We start from the raw sequence: 3,929 nt of genomic DNA, 5'->3' as shown, positions 1-3,929 counted from the left end.
CGGGGCGACGTGCCGCATCGTCTCCGGCCTCACGCCGAGGCCGGTCGCGGCGAGATCAAGGTAGCGGGTATTCCAAAGGATGACGGCGGCGACCACGAGGTTAAGGCCCGAGGCGCGATAGGCCTGGTTTTCGAATGTCCGGTCCCGCAGCTCACCGAGCTGGCAGAAGAAGACTGCGCGGGCCAGGGAGTTTCGGGCCTCGCCCTTGTTCAGTCCCGCCTGGGATCGCCGGCGAAGATCGATGTCGCGCAGCCAGTTGAGCATTATGTGGAATCAGGCTGACAAGAGGAAAAGGAGGGTTGGCTGGCGATCTCGCGCGGGGTTGGCCCGGCGGGGGTTGGGATGTCGGCGAGATTGTCGAGCAGGCTGCCCAGCGCTTGCCGATCCTGCTCGACAGCCGCGCGCTCGGCGTCGGTCAGCGGGATCAGCGCCAATCTCCGGTCGATATCCGACTTTGCCTCGAGCAATTGGGCTCTGGCGCTCGGCTTGGGGATATAGAAGTCGCAGCGGGCACAGGCCATCCGATGCGGGCACTGCTCGAAAAAGGTGTAGCTGCAGTAGCCGTGGCCAAGGTCGTAGAGCTGCCAGGGCTCACCCGCGGCTGCCGTTCCGTCCAGAACCGCCCCGCGATCGATCAGCACCTCGATCGTGCGCACGTTGCGAGCGAAATAACCCGCATCGGTATAGGCCTTGGTCAGCGTGTTCGGCGTGATCTGGGCGTAGTGCTGGGTCGTCTCGGGCGAGCGGTGGCCGAGCCAGGCCTGCAGCTCGAACAGGGTCATTGGCTCCTTGGCGTTGTAAAGTTGGCTGGCGATGGTCGCTCGCGCGCGATGGCTGGTGATGCGGCCGCGGACATCGCTGGGCGAGATGCCCGCCTTGCGGCAGAGCATCGGGATGACCGTGGCGTTGATATACGTCTTGGCCACCGGAATGCCGCGGCAAGCGAACAGCAGGTCCACCGCCTCGCCGGTTTTGCGGTCGGTCATGCGTGGCTGCGCGGGCCGTACGGCCTCCCAGGCCTCGATGGCTCGGCCGAGCACGGGATCGACGGGCTTGGTGAAGGCAGTGCCGGTTTTGTGGACCGGAATGTCGAGCAGGCACACCGGCTCCGAGGCGGGATCGCCGTCGCCGTGCTGCCAGCGGACGCAGCCGACGCGCAGGCGCGCGATCTCGTCGCTGCGCTGGGCGGCGAACAGCCAGGTCAGCGCGAGCGCGTGCACGAGATCGAGTGGATAGGCACGGATGCCGGCGGCCGCGAGATCATCGGCGTTGAGGTTCAGCCCGGCCCACAGGATCTTGGCCCAGGCATCGTCGGCGATGACGCGCGGCTTGAGGCCGAGCAAGGCGCGCACGCTGCGCGGCGTGGCCAGCGCGGTCTTGGGGTCGAAGCGCCGTGGGCACCAGCCCCACTCCTGGCAGTCGCGAAAGAACGTGCGCGTCACCGTCGTGTAGCTGGCCATGGTCGTGGGCGCGAGGCGGCGCCCGAGGCGCTCGGCGAGGCCGGCCCGGCGCTGCGCGAAGTCGCCGATGCTCGTGCGCGTCACCCGCGCGACCCAGGCGGCGCAGGTTTCGCGCGTCCAGTCCGCCGGCGAGACGACCCCGGGCTGTGACACTGCGAGCCATCGACCGGCCATGACGAGAATGCTGCGGTACTCGCGCCGCACCTCCGGTGTGAGGGTCGAGGTCGCGAACCAACGATCGACCGAGGCGACCCACTCTGAAGGCGCGCCTTGCACCGGCATCTGTCGTCCCCTCGTGGGCGCGACCGGCGGCGAGGCAAACCCCATCTCGGCAACGGCGCGGTGGACGGCGTGGAACGGACGCCGGCGCCGGCCCAGGCGGGGGTCGTCCCGCAAGCGCCGAAACACATCATCCGTCAGATCCTCGAGCCGTGCGCTGCGGTTGACGAGGAGCAGCTGCGCCATGAAGGTCCGGATGAGCAGGTCGGTGCGCGCCGAGCGGTAGCCCCAACTCTCCAGCCTGGCCGCGATACGCTCCTGGGCGTGCGCCATCGTCTCGCGACCGAACACGCGCCAGGCAAGCGCGAGGCGGTTGAAGCCGCCAAGGCGATGCAGCGCATCGAAGCCGCAGAGCAGAAATCCGTAGGCGACGTAGGGGCGCACGGTCTGATCGACCCACTCGGGCCACGGTCGCGCAAAGGCGTGCCGGTCCTGCCCGATCAGCCGCACCCAGGCCTCCTCCGGCCAGCCCCAGTAAGCGGCGCCCTCCTCCGCGCACCGGGACAACACGAGGCCGGCCGCGTCCAGTGCCGAGCGGCGGTGGAGCGTGGTATCGGGCCGGTGCATGAAGCGCTGCGCGGCGTCGAGCGGGGCCAGCAGGCGCCCGATGACACCCCATTCCGACAATGTCTGGTCGTGGCCGCGCCGCCGGCGAAGCTGCCAGCCCAGGGAGGCCAGCGCCTGCCGCTCGTCTGGTGAGAGCGACGGGCTACGGTCGAAGCCGGAGACATCGACGAGCGTCGCCGACATGGTCATGCGTGGCCAGCCGGCTCAGCCCCGGCCAGCATGGCGACCCGCCAGTCATGGATCTGCGCCATGCCGCGCGCGAGTTTGCCGGCGAGTTCGCGACCGGAGAGGTGGACGTACTGCATCGTCGTCGCTGGGTCGCGATGCCCGGCGAAAGTGGCGATCGCGTGCAGCTCCCACCCAGCCCGCGCAAGGTCGGTCAGGCAGAGATGGCGTAAGGTGTGCGTGCCGAAGCGCGGCACGCCGGCGGCGAGCGCGATCCGGCGCACGACCTTGGACCAGGTCCAGGGCGTCAGCAGCTGCGCGTGGTTGCGCCGCGACTCCGACAGGAACAGCGGGCCGCGCGCCCGGCTGATTGTGGCCCGATGCGCGAGGTAGGCGCGCAGCAACTCGCCACCCACAGCCGAGTACGGCACCACGCGCTCACGCCGGCCCTTGGTGGTCTCCGCCCGCACGCGCAAGAGCCGGTGTCCGGGATCGAGGTCGTCGGTGCGCAGGCTGCACAGCTCCTCGCGCCGCAGCCCTGCGTCGTAGCCGAGGGCGAGCATGGTGCGGTTGCGGATCGGCTCGTGCCGCGCCGTCTCCAGGATCGCGCGCCAGTCCGTCTCGTCCGGGATCCAGGGCAACCGGGTCTGGCGCGGGACCAGACCTCGCCGGTTGCCGCTACCTATGCGGGCGTTCGGTGCGTAGCGCCCGCGGCCGACCGGGTTGCTGTCGCGCAGACCATCCTCGACCAGGTGGTCGTAGAACAAGCGGACGGCCGTGAGTCGCTGCTGCACCGTGGCGTTCGACAGACAAGGACGACCGGAGGAGGAAGGAGCAGCGCCGCCGTGGCGCGACGGGCGCTCGGTCAGGTGGCGGACGAAGCGGGCGACGTGCTCGCGCCCGGCCAAGCGCGAATCGATCCCGAGCGCGGCGCCAAACGCCAGGTACTCGGCGAGGCCGCGGGCATAGGCGTCGAGGGTGCGCGGGGCGACGCCGAGATCCGCCCGCATGACCAGCCACGCGAGCGCGGGCGGTGCAGTGGCCAGGACTGGCCAGCGCTCCTGCAGCGACGCTGTGGTTGTGGCCACGCTCTCTCCCAAGGCCGGCGACTCCGAACGAGGTTTGATTCCAAGTAACATATAAATAATTAGAGTGTTCTTGATTGCCGCGGCAGATCACCGAGTGGATGTGCGCCCGCATCCGCGACCAATCCCCTGGCCGGGGTTTGCGCGCGAAGCCGGTCCATAGGTTGAAGAATTCTCCGTCGCGAGGGAGCTCCACGCCGGGGCGGAACGTGACCCCACCGATATACTGCCGGCGCTGCGGACTCGTGAGCCAGACCTGGGACGCGGGCTTGAGGACAGGGTCGCCGTTGTCGTCAAACCCGACCGGAACGAGTCGGTTCATATAGAGTTTGTGGAAGTCGGCGAAACTGATCCGCTCGAACCGGTCACGGCT

The 3,929-nt window shown here is 69.1% G+C and carries 2 protein-coding genes and 1 pseudogene; all 3 read right to left on the bottom strand.

The genetic code is table 11. The features are described from left to right. A pseudogene (locus tag JOY90_RS19540) lies at positions 1 to 261 on the bottom strand (Tn3 family transposase); the annotation flags it as partial. 2 nt (positions 262 to 263) lie between these two features. After that, a complete protein-coding gene (locus tag JOY90_RS19535; protein ID WP_291692749.1) occupies positions 264 to 2,489 on the bottom strand; it encodes a tyrosine-type recombinase/integrase in 2,226 nt (741 codons plus the stop codon). 2 nt (positions 2,490 to 2,491) lie between these two features. Then, entirely contained in the window at positions 2,492 to 3,559 is a 1,068-nt protein-coding gene (locus JOY90_RS19530) for a site-specific integrase (RefSeq protein ID WP_291692748.1), read from the bottom strand. Positions 3,560 to 3,929 lie beyond the last annotated feature (370 nt).

This window comes from Bradyrhizobium sp., assembly GCF_019242285.1.
Classification (GTDB): domain Bacteria; phylum Pseudomonadota; class Alphaproteobacteria; order Rhizobiales; family Xanthobacteraceae; genus Bradyrhizobium.
Note: the sequence above shows the minus strand (reverse complement) of the source record. Positions and strands in the feature narration are given on the sequence as shown.